Annotated in this window: 14 protein-coding genes; 5 read left to right on the forward strand and 9 right to left on the reverse strand. The window is 64.5% G+C overall.

All coding sequences use genetic code 11. The annotated features are described in order from the left end of the window. Window positions 1–16 precede the first annotated feature (16 nt). From NSE01_RS18585 to NSE01_RS18600, 4 genes are all read right to left on the reverse strand, one after another. The gene (locus NSE01_RS18585) at window positions 17–1084 is read right to left on the reverse strand and encodes a tyrosine-type recombinase/integrase (RefSeq protein ID WP_147161166.1); all 1068 of its coding nucleotides are present in this window, start codon (window positions 1082–1084) and stop codon (window positions 17–19) included. Window positions 1085–1776: 692 nt separating this feature from the next. After that, the gene (locus NSE01_RS18590; RefSeq protein ID WP_147161167.1) at window positions 1777–3078 is read right to left on the reverse strand and encodes a hypothetical protein; all 1302 of its coding nucleotides are present in this window, start codon (window positions 3076–3078) and stop codon (window positions 1777–1779) included. 18 nt (window positions 3079–3096) lie between these two features. Next, the gene (locus NSE01_RS18595) at window positions 3097–5148 is read right to left on the reverse strand and encodes a VIT domain-containing protein (protein WP_147161168.1); all 2052 of its coding nucleotides are present in this window, start codon (window positions 5146–5148) and stop codon (window positions 3097–3099) included. After that, on the reverse strand, window positions 5129–5497 hold the full coding sequence (locus NSE01_RS18600) for a helix-turn-helix domain-containing protein (RefSeq protein ID WP_170233907.1): 369 nt from the start codon (window positions 5495–5497) through the stop codon (window positions 5129–5131). Before NSE01_RS18600 ends, NSE01_RS18595 begins: the two co-directional genes overlap by 20 nt. A gap of 89 nt (window positions 5498–5586) precedes the next feature. On the opposite strand from NSE01_RS18600, the gene NSE01_RS18605 reads away from it, so the two are divergent. Beyond that, window positions 5587–6300 (forward strand): hypothetical protein, encoded by a 714-nt coding sequence (locus tag NSE01_RS18605; protein ID WP_147161170.1) that lies wholly within the window; start codon window positions 5587–5589, stop codon window positions 6298–6300. 9 nt (window positions 6301–6309) lie between these two features. On the opposite strand, the gene NSE01_RS18610 is transcribed toward NSE01_RS18605, so the two are convergent. After that, window positions 6310–7281 carry a hypothetical protein gene (locus NSE01_RS18610; protein ID WP_147161171.1) on the reverse strand — a complete coding sequence of 324 codons (972 nt, stop codon included), beginning with the start codon at window positions 7279–7281 and terminating at the stop codon, window positions 6310–6312. Window positions 7282–7437: 156 nt separating this feature from the next. Between NSE01_RS18610 and NSE01_RS18615 the strand changes: the two genes are divergently transcribed. Then, window positions 7438–7854 (forward strand): nucleotidyltransferase substrate binding protein, encoded by a 417-nt coding sequence (locus tag NSE01_RS18615; protein WP_147161172.1) that lies wholly within the window; start codon window positions 7438–7440, stop codon window positions 7852–7854. After that, window positions 7851–8156 (forward strand): nucleotidyltransferase family protein, encoded by a 306-nt coding sequence (locus NSE01_RS18620; protein WP_147161173.1) that lies wholly within the window; start codon window positions 7851–7853, stop codon window positions 8154–8156. Before NSE01_RS18615 ends, NSE01_RS18620 begins: the two co-directional genes overlap by 4 nt. Before the next feature lie 31 nt (window positions 8157–8187). Here NSE01_RS18620 and NSE01_RS18625 read toward each other — a convergent pair whose 3' ends face one another. The 4 genes from NSE01_RS18625 to NSE01_RS18640 all read right to left on the reverse strand — a co-directional run bounded on the left by NSE01_RS18625 (window position 8188) and on the right by NSE01_RS18640 (window position 12516). Further along, window positions 8188–9057, reverse strand: coding sequence for a protein NO VEIN domain-containing protein (locus NSE01_RS18625; RefSeq protein WP_147161174.1), 870 nt, complete (start codon window positions 9055–9057; stop codon window positions 8188–8190). Further along, a complete protein-coding gene (locus tag NSE01_RS18630) occupies window positions 9057–9743 on the reverse strand; it encodes a HEPN domain-containing protein (protein ID WP_170233908.1) in 687 nt (228 codons plus the stop codon). Before NSE01_RS18630 ends, NSE01_RS18625 begins: the two co-directional genes overlap by 1 nt. A 65-nt stretch (window positions 9744–9808) precedes the next feature. Further along, window positions 9809–10984 carry a DUF8462 domain-containing protein gene (locus NSE01_RS18635; RefSeq protein ID WP_147161175.1) on the reverse strand — a complete coding sequence of 392 codons (1176 nt, stop codon included), beginning with the start codon at window positions 10982–10984 and terminating at the stop codon, window positions 9809–9811. A 56-nt stretch (window positions 10985–11040) separates the two neighbouring features. Further along, window positions 11041–12516: a DUF2779 domain-containing protein gene (locus NSE01_RS18640; protein WP_246135291.1), complete on the reverse strand. Its 1476-nt coding sequence runs from the start codon at window positions 12514–12516 to the stop codon at window positions 11041–11043. Between the two features lie 205 nt (window positions 12517–12721). On the opposite strand from NSE01_RS18640, the gene NSE01_RS18645 reads away from it, so the two are divergent. Continuing rightward, on the forward strand, window positions 12722–13693 hold the full coding sequence (locus tag NSE01_RS18645) for a hypothetical protein (RefSeq protein WP_147161176.1): 972 nt from the start codon (window positions 12722–12724) through the stop codon (window positions 13691–13693). Then, window positions 13690–14997 (forward strand): MBL fold metallo-hydrolase, encoded by a 1308-nt coding sequence (locus NSE01_RS18650; protein WP_147161177.1) that lies wholly within the window; start codon window positions 13690–13692, stop codon window positions 14995–14997. The genes NSE01_RS18645 and NSE01_RS18650 overlap by 4 nt, the downstream gene beginning before the upstream one ends. The last annotated feature ends 38 nt before the right edge of the window (window positions 14998–15035 follow it).

The following is a 15035-nucleotide window of genomic DNA, read 5'->3' on the forward strand; positions in this document are numbered from 1 at the left end:
GCTGCGCGATCATCCCCTAAAGTTTCCCCACCACTTTCGCCGCAGCGTTCGCTTCCACGGCCAGTGCCTGCGCGTAGCGCGCCGGTTGCTGGGGGCTTTTCCAGCGCAGGGCGTGCATGATGCCGGCCAGATCCTGGCCGTTGGCGAAAAGGTCCTGGGTCAGGCCCACGCGGGTGGAGTGGGCGGTGAGGCTGCGCCGCCAATGGTCAAAATCGGCCTCTGCAATTGCGCCCAGCAGGTCGGCGTCGCGGGCCTGATCGAGCAGGGCTCGGTAAACCAGCGTGACCGATTGGGCTGAGAGACCCGCGCCAATGGTCCACACATCGGCACCTGCCTTGTCACGCGCGCGGTGGAGGCGGCGGAAGATGGGGTCTTCATTTGCGGCCCAGGCAGCTTCACGCCACGCGGCCAATGCCTGCATCGTGCGCGCGGAGAGATAGGCATAAGCGCCCGCGCCTTCTTGATCGGCCTTGCTGCGGGGGACGAACAGTCGGCCGCTGCCTGCGCTGCCTTGTTCGATATGCGCCCAGCGGACGGCGACAATCTCGCTGCGGCGCAGGCCGGTATCGAACGCCAAGCTGAGCAGCGCGCGGTCACGCAGGCCTTGCAGGGTGGCGGGCGCGGCGGCAAGCATCGCTTCCACGCACACGCCTATCGGCCCGGCAGCGGCCAGCGGATCGGCGACCTGCCCGCGGAAGCGCAAGCCCCGCGCCTGCTTCTGCCGCACGCCGAGCGCACGGCGCTGCGCCTTGAGTTCAAGCCGCACCAGCTCTGCCCTCGTCGGATCGGGCTGATTGGCCAGCGCATGGGCGCGGGCGATGGAACTGGCATAGCGAGCGAGGGTGGCCGCCTTCTTTCCCGCATCGGCCTGTGCGCGCAGGAAGGCAGCGACGGTTTCAGGTGAAGCGGGCAGCGTAGCGGCGCCGGTGCTAGCCGCCCACGTCGAGAAGACTTTGAGGTCCGCGCGCAAAGCCCGCCACGAATTTGCACTCATCGCCCGCTCTGCGACATCGAGCACCGCCGCATCGACCGTGGGCAGCGCGGCGCCTGGATCAACGGGCGTAATGTCGAGCAGTCGTTCCATCCCTTGCGGTTTGCTCGAAATGCGAGCGTGAAGCAAGCGCACTAGCGATAGCGTACATTATCGCTAGTTCGATATGGGGCGTCTAAATGCGCCTTGCCTTAGAGCAAAACTGTGCGGCGAAGGGGTCAAGACCGTGTCAAGTGACGCAGGATCGACCAAGCATGGAGCTTGCCGAGACGCGGAGATCCGACTGCCATGTTCTCTGATGTCCCGTGCTCAACGATCATGCGGAGGACTGCGGTTGCGCAGCGCTTTGCCTGATAGCAACGACAGGAGCTGTCCATCAGGCCCTACCTTGCTTGGCCTTTTTTCCGCACGGAGCGATTTTTCCTGGAAGGGGATGACTGTTGCTGCCCGACCACGTGTCCGAGACGTACCGGAGACGTGGTAGGGTGAAACAGGAAGGGTTAGATTACTGCTACAATTTCAGTCAATTGACCGTCCCCAGACGTTTGGGGGGACGTACCCTGACGTGTGACGATGCAGCCATCCACGAGGAGCGGGTTTTTCAGCATCTGCCGACCAGTGCGCTTGCTTCGTTCGAAGTTGATGCGGTTAGGTCGAGGCAGATCCTACCGACAGCAATAAGTCTCTAAAAATAAAGGAGAAATCCTCTTCGTTTGACCGAGGTATGCGGCGGCGGTCCGTAGGGATTGCCGAATTTCTCTTAGGGTAACTTGGATTGCGTTGAGTTACCGTTGAAATAAAATTGAAGCCTCGTTGAAGTCAGCAAGCCGCTGTTCCGGGTCGGCAAGGAGCGATGGCATGCGCTCGGCGATGACTGCCTCGAATTCAGCGATCGTCTCGGCTGCGACTTGCTCAAGATCAGCCCGCCAGCGGCCCGCATTCGAAGTCTTGGCCCGGTGGCGCAGGCGTGGAACGCCAACGAGCGCGGCTTCGCGCAGCATGCGCTCGGCAGGCAGGATGAACGAGCCGGGCATTTCGTCTTCCCACTTCCTGGCGATCGCGTCGTTGGCATAGAGTGCACTGGCAGCACGTGTCGCGAAACTACCGACGATAGATTCGAGTTCGTTCAATACGATCTTGCCGTGCCGCACGACCGCAACGGGATAGATGTGGGTTGACGTGTCGCTGTCGTCTTCGGCCAAGTAGTAGACCCACTCGAGCGCGCCGGCATCTTCCAGGATCCTGACGCGCTCAAACAAATCTTGCGCTCTGTTAAGGCCCATCTCAATATCGGCCTTAGTTAGCTGACGTTCATGGAGGTAAAGCCCCTCATGCAACGATACGATTTGCCGGGACTGTTCAAATCGCCAGATCTGGTATTTGCCGGTCGCATACGCCTTGACGCTCTTGAACTTCGTGCGGAGAGCCTGCCGATCCACTCCGCCGTGTTCGGCCAGATCCTGCTTGGCATAGAGCTCGACCAACAATTGCAACGCCATCGGGTCGCGAGCCTTACGAACATTGTCGATGGTCGAGCGTCCTGCCATCGCCTTTCCTGTCTCATCTCCGGCCAGCGACTTGGGCAAATAGGCCTTTACCATCGGGCGCTCGGAGCGCAGGAACCACCGGCCGTCGTTCTGCCCAAACCAACCGAGTTCGCCACCGAGGGTTGCGTCCCGCAGGTCTTGGGCTGATTTCAGGTCATCGCCGTTAGCGATGCGTTCCGCCAGCTTCATCAACCGCGGCGGCAAGGGCTGCCGGGTTTCGAGCAACGGCAGCGCGAGCCGAGGTCGTGGTGCACCGCTCGGCGTCAGCCATTGGGCAAAACCGCCCTGCACCAGCTTGGCGATCGCGGTATCGGCCTTTCGCCAGTTCAAGCCGGTGCGCTGGTTGATCGCCTCGCGCGACCAGGTGGTCGTGCGATTGTCAGGACCAGTGCCGGCGGCGAGGATCAAATAGGCGGCGGCCGCATCAACATCACCCAGTTCGCATACCGCGACGAAGGTCGGCACATCGACAATGAAGAACTGGCCGCGTTGTTTGGGTTTTCGCGATTTAGCGCCAACTGCGTCATCAGTTTTGCTCACGATGCCTGCCCTTGCGCCTTACGCCCGCGCCAATGCGCGCAAGGATCGCTGGGCCCAGCGATCATCTGCCGCCAGCAGCGCCAGCACGGCAATGGCGAGCTCATCAGGGTCCGAGCCCAGTTCGCGGGCGAGGTCGGCCAAGGGTGGCCACTGTGCAAGCCAGGTGTGCACAGCGAGCGCGGCAGAAACGGTGTTTGGCGAGAGCTGGCCGCTCTTGGGGGGATCGCCTGCCCAGTCGATGGCGTGGGCTATCCGCTGCAGCCGCTTGGGCAATGGCAGAACGCCGACTGCCGCCTCGGTAAGGCATTCCGCTAGTTCCGATGCATGATTAGCCGACCATTGCCCGGCGAGTGCGCCAGCGCGCAGGTCTGCCAAAGCAGTCCGGATCGCGTACAACACCCGCTCCTGCGCAGCGAGCATCAACGTCTCATCCCCGCCAAAGCCCGCGATATCGACACCAAACGACGCGAGGAAGCTAGGCCTGATGGGGGCGGACATGCAGTACGCTACCCGCGCTTCCCGCACCTGGGGCGCGTCGACCAAGGCCACCTTGCGAAAAGCGGGCAGGCCCTGCTGTACGGCTCCGCTGCGGTCTACCAAAACGAGGCTGGTGAGGTGCGAGACCAGTCCTTCCGCACAGGCCAGCGCAGTCGCCTCGGCACATGGGAGTGCGCGGAGCCGCCGGGCCGCCACCAGTGCGCCTATCGCGCGCGGCCAGTCCCCTTGCAACGGCGGCGTTTCCGGCAATGCTGCCACTGCACCGGACAGGACATGGCACTCCAGCCCGTTGCGCCGCCAATGCCAGGCCCCGTCGCTTTCGCGTTGGGGGGTGGTCATTGGTGCACGCAGCTGTGCGATGGCTGCGGCGATGGCGACGGGCGTATCTGCACCGGCAGCGATGAACAGATCTCCGCCGGTGAGCGCGGCAAGATAGCCCACGTTCGCCTCCAGGCTATCCGAACCGAGCAGGACCACGCTCACCCGCTTGGCGTTGGCCGCGAGCGCATGAACGTCGAGCGCATGGCTCTTCCCGTCGGTGATCAGGAGCAGATCGCGGACTTCCTCTGCTGCTGCTTGCTGGAGTGCGCGGCCGATCTCGGTCCCGCCGTGCGGTGGCTGCAACTGCGCCACCGCGTCGGCCCAGTCCGCAGCCCGGTCGGACGCGCCGACCCGCTCAACCCTATCGTCGAATTGCCACAGAGCGATCCGGTCGTCCGCGCCGAAGCAGGCAGTCAACGACGCCAGTCCTTGGCAGACCGCGTCATGGAGCGATCCATGCGTTCCGCAAGATGAATTCATGGAGCCGGACCGGTCAACCAGCACAGCAAGTGATAGCGGCGCACTACCACTGGGGACAGCGTGACAGGCGATCTGCAGCGCCGCTCCATCGGCCCCCTCCCCTGCCGCGAGGTCGGGAAGCATGGTCGGTGCGGCCAGATCGAGCGCAGCGCCCAGCGGCACCTCCAGCGTGCCTTCGCGCAGTATGGCGTTGCCAACTGTACATTCGCGATCAGCTTCGATCCGCAGGGTCGCAGTGTCAGGCTGACCACCGCCAATCAGATCGTCACACTGCGCGAGCGGGCTTTGGCCATAGAGCTGCCCAACCGTCAGCGGCAGCCGCAAGTTGCTGCGCTCGCCCTGCGGGGTCAACTGCATCGCCCACCGCGCGGTCACTTCAACCGTATCGCCCGCGCCCAGATTGCCGACCGAGACCATGTGGATGCCCGGCATCAGTTCCTCATGCAGGACCGCCGCGAGACCCTCATCGATAGCCTCTTCGTACGTTTCGCGGGCATTCTCGCGCGGCTGCGCGACCCCTTGCAGCACCCGCTCCCCGATCCGGGCCTCAAGCGCGAAGACCACCGCATCGATCGGGACGGGGAAGGTCAGCGCCGCCTCGATCGAACTGCATTCCCGATTGCGGAACAGGCGGCGCATAGCGACCAACGCAAAACTGCCGCGAACCGAAAGGTCGATCTCGGTCCGCTCCAGTGGCGCCGGGATCTGGCCGCGCTCAGCCAGATGGGCGGCCATGAAGGCACCCAGCGGATCAATCGTTGCTGTCGTCATCGCCGGGTGCTCCTGAATGCAAGGCCTTGGTCAGAATGGTGCGGGCGGTGGCAAGCAGGGGTTCGACCGGATCACCGCTGCCAAGCCGATCCGCCGCGACCACCAAAGTGATCCCGTCCGCCAGAGGCAAAGGCACGCCCTCGCGCGAGCCGAGCAACAGCCGGATCGCAGCTGGCGGAAAGCCCAGCTCCTTGAGACGCAGATAACGCCGGATGGCGTGAACATGATCGTCGCCATATTCGGCATTGGCCCGCCCGCCCGCAGGTGCTGCCAGAAAGCCTTCGCTGATCAGGTAGCGGACCTGACGTTCTGTGATCCCGGTCTGTTTGACGAGTTCGCGAATCCGCAAGTGCCGTCCTTTCGACGCATATTTTGTCGAAAGCAGTACTCCGGTCAACTTCTTTCGACAAAATATACGTCGAAACACGTCGAATGAGAATGACCGCTACTAGTCCTCTCGTCCTGCTCGCAGCACTGGATGAAGCGTTCGACGAATTCGCCCTGCGATCGAAAGTCGATCTGCGAGGCCACCGGGCGGTGACGGACAAAGCGAATGCGGATGGCGGCAAGCTGGTCGCGCAAGCGTTCCCGGCTTCGCTCAACAAACGGGAGCGCCGCTGCGCCCAGACTGATGAGATCATCGGCCAGCCCCTGCGCCAGTTCAGCCTGCTCGGCGCCCGGGACGGTGCGCCAGAGCGCGTCGACCTGCTGCACCAACGCGGGCACATTCCGCCGCACAAGCGCCGCCAGATCTATCACTGCGATATCCAGCGCATCGCCTTCGGCCATATCGACCCGCGTGAGCGCGCCTGCATTGCAGACCATTTCGTTCACAATTGGGGCATTGATCGCGCGTATGTCTCGCGTGTGCTGGATGCGCTCGCGCGGCGGGCAGACGGCATTCTCGACGAGCGCGAGGAATTGGCTGTCGAAGCTATCGAGCGCGTATTCGCCGAAACAGGCCGCCTCACACTGGGCAAAGCGGCGGACACTGCGACCGAAGCGGCGATGACCGCAGGGACCACGATTGCAGGCGCAGCAAGCACGGTTGGCAACACGCTGGCCAGCACAGCCACAGCGGTCAGCGGCTCGCTGTCCAAGGCGCTATCCGGGGTGGCAGGGCGGTTCGGCACGGCAAGCCGCAATCCGTAAGGCGCCTGGCTAGGGGGCGGGGCTGGCAGAAACCGAAGCTACCGGGACAGCTTCCGGCGTTGATGTTGGCGCGGGCACTGGTGTCGGCACTGGCGCCGGCGTCGCTGTATTTGCAGGAGCGGGTTCCGCCAACAGTGCTGCAGCAGGTGCCCCCACTGCAGCCTCAGCCTGAGCCTTCGTCGCGTGCGCCGCTTCACCCTGCACCACCTCTGCCGCCTCCACCACAAACGCGGGTGCAGGCGTGCCCTCTTTCGCGAGCCGGAATGCGAAGGGATAGGTCTCGCCGTTCCACGTGACCGTCAGGTCCACGCGCTGCGGCAGTTTGGCATCCTTGATCTTATGCAGCACGATCTTGCCGCCGTAGCTTTGCATCGGATCGACAGTGCTCAGTTGCACCACATCGTTGCCCAGCGCCGCGCGGGTTTCATCAAGCCGCGACTGGATGGCCGCGATACCCACGCCGGTCCCCGCAGTGATCGCCATGGCCTGGACCTGGCCGAAGGCGCTTGGTGCGGAGTAACTGCTGTAATAGCTGCCGTAAGGGGTGTGGAGCGTGCCGCGGTAGGTATCGCGCTGGCTTGCCGCAGCAGCCGCAGCAAGGCCACCTGCCATTGCCAGCCCGATCTGCCCCCACATCGCACGGTTTTTCGCCTTGCCGATCAGCTCCTTAACCGTGAACACGCCAACATCCTTGCCCGCGCTGGTGGCGGCAAAGTTCGTCACGTCGATGGTGACGGCCGCATCGCCTTCGTTCCACACCGCCACGCTGAACGCCATGCTGCCATGGTCGAGCGGCAGCGGGCTGATCTGCACTGCACCCCTGGCCTTGTGCAGATCAAGCGTCGGGACCCCTTGCAGATAGCGGACGGTTTCCGCGCCCACTTGCACCGCCTGCACTTCGGGCGGCGCGGCATTGGCGGGACCGGAGGCGGCGATCAGCGCGGCGCTGATGGCGGCGACGCAAGAAGGGGCGCGGTGCATGGTGATTTCCCTGTTTTATCTCATGAGCTTGCACCGAGTCGCCGGTGCCTCGCTGGGCCTTGCTCGCCAGTTGCGTCATTTCCGGTCGTGGCAGAGACTTGTTGCGCGCGCCCCGCCTCTTGCCCTTCCCCCGGCAATGATGGCACATGCCACCCCATGCCTTCCCCGTTTCCCGGCCTTGATTTCTCGCCGCTCAGCAATGCGATCGCCCGCCTTGGCGAAGGGCTGGTGCGCTATCAGGCCGATACCGCCGACACGCAGATCCGCGACGGGCTGATCCAGCGGTTCGAATTCACCTACGACCTTGCGCACAAGATGCTGCGCCGCGCGCTGGAAGAGGCGGCCGCCAATCCGGAAGAGATCGACCGCCTGACATTCCCGGCGCTGATCCGCACGGGTGTGGAACAAGGCATTGTCGCGGGTGAATGGGCCGATTGGCGCACCTTCCGCGAGATGCGCAACATCACCTCGCACACCTATGACGAGGCCAAGGCCGTGCAGGTCGTCGCCGCCATCCCCGCCTTCCTTGCCGAAGCAGAAGCCCTGCTTGCCCGCCTGCAAGCGCGCAGATGACCGCCACGCTCGCCCTCACCTCTGATGAACTGGCGCAGGTCCGCGCCATTCTCGCGCGCCACCTCCCATCCGGGGTGCGCGTGTCGGTGTTCGGCAGCCGGGCAAAGGGCACTGCAAAACACTGGTCCGACCTCGACCTCGTGCTCGCAGGCCCTGCCCCCCTCCCCCTTTCGCTGCTGGCAGAACTGGCCGAAGCCTTCGACGATTCCCCGCTGCCGTGGAAAGTCGATCTGGTCGACCGCGCCAGCGTCAGCGAAGGCTTCGCTGCGATCATTGACGCCAGCGCCGTCCTACTCGACTAACCTCGCCCCGCCACCAACTGCACTTCTGCGCCTAGCGCAGCGCGGCGAGAAAGCTGGTCGGCGTCAGCTCGGCATGGTCGGCCAAAGGCGGACGCAGCGCAAAGGCCCGCGGCGCGCGAGCAAAGTTCCACAAGCGCACGAGATGCCACGAATCCCGCCTCGCGTCGGCCACGGCCACCTCGTTGGCGGTGATGTGAAACGGCGTGCGCTCCCACCCGTTGGTTGTCTTCACCTCGATCAGCCGCTCGCGGCCATCGGCCTCGAAGCTCAGGATGTCATAGCCGTAACCGTCGCCATCCTGCTCGGATGTCCAGCGCACCTTGTCCGCCAGCGCGCCGCACCCGGCAGCAATCAGCCCAGCGCGTTCATGGTGCAGCACCAGCGCCTCGCCCGCCTTGCCCAGCGCACGATTGCGAGCATCGCGCGCGGCCACGTCCCACTTCCGCCCGAACGCAGCCAGAACCTGTGGATCGACCGGCGGCGGTTCATTGCGATGCGTCGGCGGCGGACCAATCCAAAGCGTCGGCATGTCACGGCGCAGGGCGTGGTCGCCTCCTGTCCCGCCCACTTCAGCCACCACTGAAGCGGTCCACCAATCGCGCGGCGCCAGCCATTGCGGGTGGGCATCGAGCCAGCGGCGCACGCCATCCACCAGCGCCGCCTGAAAATTCATCGCCGGCTTGTATCCGGGAATCCACGGCTGCCCAAAGCCGAGCAGGACTGCGCTGATGTTCTGGTGCTTGAACTCGATGGAGCCCTTGCTGCGCCCGGTCCGCGCCTGCAACGCCCGGTTGTGCTCCGCCTTGTTGTATGGTCGTTCGGCTATGTCGTCGTCCAGCATGGCGAAGTAATCTGCCACGATCAGTTCAATCTCGGGAGCCGTCCAATCCTCTCCGGCCATCAGTCTTCGACCACGGGATATTGCGGCATCGGCCATTCGTGGTCCGGATTGTCCATCATCAGGTCGATGAACAATGGCAGCAGGCAGCCCAGGATGGCCGCGCCGTCGCGCACTTGCGCGCGGTTGACGCTGCTGTTCCACGTGGCGCCACCATGCACGATCTGGTTGCGCAGCACATAGAGCCGCCCGAACACGATCGACAGCAAGGTGGCGGTGTCATGCCGTGCCAGCGCGCTGTTGATGGCCACCCGCTCGCGGTCCATCCGCTCGCGCCAGTCGGCAAAGCCTGCGCTGCCATTGTGGTGCAGCCAGAACGGCGCGAAAACGTGGCGATTGTCCAGCAGCACGCGGATTTCCTGCGCAAACCGCTGCCATACCAGGCCATAGATGCGATGCCGGTTATCGAACCCCACCAGCGTCGTGAAAAACCGCATGAACAGGTCGCGCTCGCGCTGGCTTTCCGCTCCCAGCGCCAGCGAAACGTCCGCTGCATAGGCCGCGTTGAACCCGATCCACGAGAGCAGGAAGCGCACATCCTGATCATCGGTCTCCACATCGGCGCGGATCAGCCAGGACAGCGCACGATGCACCCGCAGCGACAACGGCGTCGGAAACCCCTCGCGCAGCCGCCGCTGCTTGTCCTTCAGCGCCAGAGGATGCAGCGGATCGGTCGGGCCAGCGGTCATGCCGAGCAGGCTATCAGCCCCGCCCCCGGCTGCAACCCCTCACGTATCAGCCTGCTGCCTCAGCCCTACGCCGCAGCCATCGCCCGGCGCATGAAGGCGCCGAATAGCGGCACGGTGAAGGCGGTGTCGCCGTGGGCCGGACTGTAGAGCATGCCCTTGCGGATCAGGCTGTTGCGCGTTGGCGCCACGGTGTTCACCTTCACGCCCATCGCCTCCGCAATGTCGCCTGAGCGGTGCGGCCCCTCCCCCAGCTCTGCCATCGCGCGCATGTATCGCTTTTCCGCCGGACTGAGGCGGTCAAACCGAACGCGGAAGAAGCTCGCATCCAGTTCCGCCAGCGCCGCCACGCTGGCGTCGGCCACGTCGGCCTCGTTGATGGGCGATGCGTCGGCCAGATCCCAGCTATGCTTGCCCCATTCCTGCAGGAAATAGGGATAGCCTTGCGTAGCCGCGAAAATCGCCGCCAGCGCGCCTTCGGTGATGTCCGCATCCTCGTGCTGCAATGGCACGCGGATGGCATCGTCCGCCGCTGCCCGGTCAAGCGGTCCCAACGGCACGAACGCAAACAACCGCTCGGCATAGGACTTGGCCCGCCCCATCTGCCCCAGCAGCTGGGGCAGCCCTGCCCCAACCAGCGTGATCGGCAATTGCAGCTGGTTTGCCCGGTGCAGCGCGCTGATCAGCGCGGCCAGCTCGTCCTCAGGCACATATTGCAGCTCGTCGATGGCGAGCACGAAGGCGGTGCCATGCTCCTGCGCAGCCTCTCCTGCCGCTCGGATCAGGTCGGCCAAGTCGGATTCCAGATCCCCACTGTCGGCCAACCCCGGCTCCACGTCGAAATCGAGCGCAACCTCGAACCCTTCGTAGGAAACGCGCGGCTTCACGAAACCCGCCAGCGCCGACAGCGCGCGGCGGATCTTCTGGCCCGCCTGCTTCATCCGGTCCATCTTGAGCAGCGCCGCGCGCAAGGCGGGCACCAGCATGGCGGGTAGCGACCGGTTTTCCGGCGCCTCCATCGCCACCACCACCAGCCCTTCCCCTTCGGCATGGTTGCGGATTGTGGTGAGCAGCACCGTCTTGCCCACGCCGCGCAGACCGTAGAAGATCAGGCTGCGCGCGGCGCGCCCGGCCCGGATCCGGTCAAGCGCCACTGCGGCATCCTCGATCAGCGGAGCGCGACCGGCGAGTTCGGGCGGCGGCGTGCCAGCGCCGGGCGCAAAGGGATTTCGGCGTCTATCCATAGCAAGTTTATGGCAGTTTATCTCTTTTCTGTAAACTCACCTAACATCGCTATATGTCACCCCTCCCCCATCAGCTTGCGCGCGACTGCCACCATGGCCCAGGTGTCGCGCTCGCAATAGGCAAGCAGCGCTTCGTCCAGCGCCCAGCGCCGCTGCGGAGAGGTTGCGGGGTCGATGGCTTCCAGGAAAGCCGCCTGCGCATTGCCGCCATCCTTAACCTCCAGCCCGTCGTAACCGAGATCTGCCGCAATCGTCGGCAGAACGGCCTTGATCGACCAGCTGCCACGCTGGTCCCGGTGATACCAGGTGTCACGCGTCACCGGCAGCAGGTCCACCGTGCGCGCCTCGATCGAAAGCATGGCTTCCGCCAGCTCCGGCACATCGCGCGCCAGATTGCGCAGCACGCTGCGTTCAAACGGAGCGTTGTAGGCGATCACCGCGGCTTCTGCAGGGATCACCCTGGCGAGCGCTTCGGCACATGGGCGGCGCGGGTCGGTGCCATCGGTCAACAGGAATGCGTGGTGGGTGATGGTGCCGTCCGCCGCTTCCAGATGGAGAGAGAACTGGAACGGGACCTGCTGGTAGGGCCGCGTGCCCACCCACAGCGGCAGCGCAGGGGCTATTGTCTCGAAATCGAGCCAGGCGCGCGGGAAAGGCCACTGCGCGATTGCCGCCCGCGCACCTCCGCGGTCATGATACGGTTCACCGCTGCGGGTGGCCGCCAGTATGCGGGCATTCTTGGCGGAGAGGTCCTGTTCGGCCAGATCTAGCAGATCCGCCACGCCCTTCGCCGCCCACTTCTTGCCGCCGCCGTTCGGCAGGACGGTCACCGGCCACTCCGGCCCCGGCGGCAGATCCCGCGCGCAATACCCGGCAAACTCGCAGTCGAACGGGGCGGAGCAATGATCGCCCATTGCCACCACCGGCTCCTCGCCCTCAAGCACAGCCTTGGCCGCAGCGACCAGCGCCGGCCGCCCGCGCGCCACCTTGCGCGCATGAGCCAGCAGGTCTGCATCGGCAAACAACCCGGCATAATCGCCTTCGCGTTGCAGCACGAAGCTCGTGTCGACATGGCGGATCGCGGCACTGGCCAGCGCGATGCCTGTCTTCTCGATCACCCAGACCTGGGTGGCGAGGTCGCCCAGATGATAGTCCTTTGCCCTGGTCGAACTCTTGACCTCAGCCACATGCCAGCGCGCATCATCATCGCGGCTCATCACATCGACGCGCACCAGCACGCCGTCATGCTCGAAGGTCGCCTCGAACAGCGGGCCAGGATGGCCTTCGTCGATCAGGCGGCGGGTTTCTGCAAGCGCCGCTGCCAGATTGGGCTCGGCTTCGATCATCACGCCGCCCGGATGCAAGGCGCAGGCGGCAGCCCCCACCGCATGACCCATGGCGAATCCGGCTTCCGCCCCCTCCCCCAGCTCACCTTCTTCGGGCCGATGGACAGCCAGCCACAGGCGCTTGGGGCACTGCTCGAACATGGTCAGGCGCGATTTGGAGAGGCCGTAACGGCGTGGTTTCGTCATGACATGGCCTTGGCATTGAGCAGCATCGGCGGCGGGAATACCGCGACGATGCCGGAAATCCTACAAACAGCCACGACAAGAGCGGTCGTATCGCTGCGCCAACGCGCAAAAGGATGGACGTGCAGCGCTGCACCTGTCTGACTGGACACAGTGACCGCGCCGTGATGCGCCGGAATTGTCGTAGCAAGCGGATAGGGCGAGAATCATGAAAGCATTCGAACGCAAGCTAGTCCTCGGCGCGTGGACCGACCACCCCGCCATCCGCCACCTGTTTTCCCGCTGGGATCTGCCGGGACGCCCCGCCTGCGGCGGGCTGCGCATCGGCATTCGCGCGGGATACCTCAACCTCTATGTGCGCGGCCAATCGGTCGCGAAGTTGACCGGCGGGAAGCAAGGCGCGAAGCTGGAAGTGCATCCCGCCTATGTCGAAGGGCTGAAGAAAGTCCCAGACCGTTCGCAGCCCAAGCGCCGGTTTGATCGCTATTGCCGGTTCGCTTCAGACTCGGTGTCAGAGACCGATATCGACCGGTGGATCGCCACCGCCGCGACTTATTCGGGCGCCGAAAAGGCGTTTGTCGACGATCTTGTGGCCGCCAATCCCGGTACGATCGATCTCGAGATGGGTCTTCCCGCCAACCCCGGTGAATTGTCTGCACCGCGCATGGACCTCGTCGTGGCGCAGGATGGAGACATTGCATTCTGGGAGGCCAAGTGCAGCAACAATCCTGAACTGCGCGCTGAAGCGACATATGAGGAGACGAAGGAATTCGAGTACGTCCGGGGCATCCATGTGATCCACCAGTTGCGCAAATACGTGCGGTGGATGGAACACGAACAATGCGACCGCCGCGCCGAAGTGGCGAAGGGTTACCGCGATGCGGCGACCATCCTGCTCAAGTTGGCTGATGCATTCGGACGGCCCGGCGATGAAGCACGCGCGGCCTGGCAAATGCTCGCCGACAATCCCGCGCCGCATGTCATCCTTGCGCCCGGGATCGTGATTGGCAATTACGACGCGCTGAATCAGGCCAAGGACGCTGGTTGTGACCGTCAAGCAACTGTAAATGCGCAATATATTGAGAGGATACGGTCCCGGCATGGTGCGGTCGTTGCGGAAATCCCGTCAGCCGATTGTGCCACCCTTCCCCGCCTGACGCCGCACGTGGTCCGCGCTTGACCCTCACCATCACGGTCCACCGCGGCACGCAGCAGATCGGCGGCAGCTGCATCGAGATCGCGGCGGAGAACGGCGAGCGGCTGATCCTCGATGCGGGGCGTCCGCTCGATGCGCCGCGCGGGGCTGCCGGGTTGCTGCCGGCCACGCTGGATCTGTCGCGCGCCGCACACGTCATCATCAGCCATCCGCACATGGATCATTGGGGCCTTGTCGGCGAACTTCCAGCCAACTGGCCGATCTGGTCCGGCGCCTTTTCCGAGCGGCTCATGCGGCTGACGGCAGCCTTGTTTGGCGATGCGTTTCCGGCTGAAATCCATACCTGGAACAACCGCGCGCCGGTCCTCGACATCGGGGGTTTCAGGGTAACCCCGTTCCTCACCGACCATTCGGCCGCTGACGCCTATATGCTGCTGATCGAACGCGATGGCATTCGCGTGCTCTACACCGGCGACTTCCGCGCGCATGGCCGCAAGGCAGCACTGGTCGAGGCCTTCCTGGCGCATGGGCCGAAAGAGATCGACGTGCTGCTGATGGAAGGCACCAACCTCAAAAGCAGCAAGCCGGTGGTTCGCGAGAGCGCGCTCGAAGAGCGTTTTGTCGAGCTTGCCCGCGCCGTATCCGGCCGGATCTTCGTCGAATGGTCGGCCCAGAACCTTGATCGCACGGTCACGCTCTATCGCGCAGCGCGGCGCAGCGGGCGGCGGCTCGTGGTCGATCTTTACACCGCCGACGTGCTCTTGCAGGCCCCGGACGGCAGTGGATTGCCTCGTCCCGACCGGCACCTATTCTCCAGCCTGCTGGTGATGGTCACCCCCGGCCTTGCGCGCCGCTACAAGGCAATGGGACGTGAGGACCATCTGGCCCGTGTGCTGGCCACCGGGAGGGCTACCTCACGCGCGCAAACTGCGCAGCACGATGCCATCGTGATGACACGCGCCAGTCTGCTGCGCGATTTTGAACGCGGTGATGTGCTCCGCATCGGAGCGGACGACGCCTTTGTCCATTCGAGCTGGTCTGGCTATCTCAACGAGGATGATCCGCGCAGCCCATGGGTCAAGGCGGGTGCAGCAGGGGCGCGGCGTGAATTGATTCATACCAGTGGCCACGCCGGGCCGGCAGACCTTGCGCGCTTTGCAGACAAGACTGCGCCGCGCTTCCTTGTCCCGGTACACGGCGTGGAATGGGATGCGCCGGGAATCGCGCTGCCCCCCGTGATGCGCCTTGGGGATGGGCAGCCGTGGCGCATCCCGACGAAGCCCTCTTCCCATTATCCCACCCAAGCCGAAGGCTTCGATGAGGGTTAGAATGGTTTAGACTGAGTTACATAAGGTTAGAGGTCAGC

The sequence above is a fragment of the Novosphingobium sediminis genome (assembly GCF_007991615.1).
GTDB lineage: Bacteria > Pseudomonadota > Alphaproteobacteria > Sphingomonadales > Sphingomonadaceae > Novosphingobium > Novosphingobium sediminis.